2 protein-coding genes are annotated in these 705 nt (G+C 29.9%); both read right to left on the bottom strand.

Annotation, left to right across the window (positions count from 1 at the left end; all coding sequences use genetic code 11):
* Window positions 1-224, bottom strand: a 224-nt coding sequence (locus tag B6S12_RS10770; protein WP_111230739.1) for a hypothetical protein, incomplete at its 3' end; no start/stop codon positions are given.
* A complete protein-coding gene (locus B6S12_RS10765; RefSeq protein WP_111230738.1) occupies window positions 221-571 on the bottom strand; it encodes a hypothetical protein in 351 nt (116 codons plus the stop codon). The genes B6S12_RS10770 and B6S12_RS10765, both read right to left, overlap by 4 nt.
* Between the last annotated feature and the right edge of the window lie 134 nt (window positions 572-705).

Here is a 705-nt window from a genome sequence, read left to right as displayed (position 1 = left end):
TTTGCAATCTCTTCAACTTCTAAATAATAAATACTCATTTCTTTAGCGCTTTCTATTGTGCCTTTATATGTAGGCTTTAGCGGAAGTTTCAAAGGACAGAGTGTGGGGGTTAGCACTTCTTTGTATTCTCTTTTAACTACTAGCTCTTTGTGAGCACAAGCACTAAGTAAAAAAGGTAAAATTACAAAATTCAAAACAAGGAGGATTTTTGCTAATTTTTTCATTTCTTTGTTCCTAAAATATTAAAAAGTTCTTTGTATGCTAGTAGCTCACTCTCACAGCTAGTATCTTTTAAGAATACTTTTTGCACCTTTGAAACTTCCACTAAAGCCTCATTTTTATTTTTTAAATCTAAGCGGACTTTCTTTATAGCTTCATTTTGCTCCTTTAATTTTAATTCTAGTCCCTCTAGCTCACTTTGTGAATGGAGTTCTTTTAATCTTAATATTTCATTTTCTTTTTGTAAGCTTTGAATATTTAAATACATTGCTCCACAAACACAAAATAAAACAATTAAAAGAATATTGCTCCCACTAAAAAAAGAGCCAAAAAGACTAGATATTAATTTCATTGTTACTTCTTTTTAAGCTTGTCTTCTAGTTTAGAAGCTGCACCAAAGACTTTATCAGGATTATTTTTAGCAATAAAAACACCTGCTACAATTCCACCACAAAAAACTGCTGTATAAATCAATAAATCTAACAT

It is taken from the genome of Helicobacter valdiviensis (genome assembly GCF_003245365.1).
Taxonomy (GTDB): domain Bacteria; phylum Campylobacterota; class Campylobacteria; order Campylobacterales; family Helicobacteraceae; genus Helicobacter_D; species Helicobacter_D valdiviensis.
Note: the sequence above shows the minus strand (reverse complement) of the source record. Positions and strands in the feature narration are given on the sequence as shown.

What these genes read in the sequence shown, in the direction of transcription:
- B6S12_RS10765 (WP_111230738.1), bottom strand. Translation starts at nt 571, where the DNA reads ATGAAATTAATATCTAGTCTTTTTGGCTCTTTTTTTAGTGGGAGCAAT.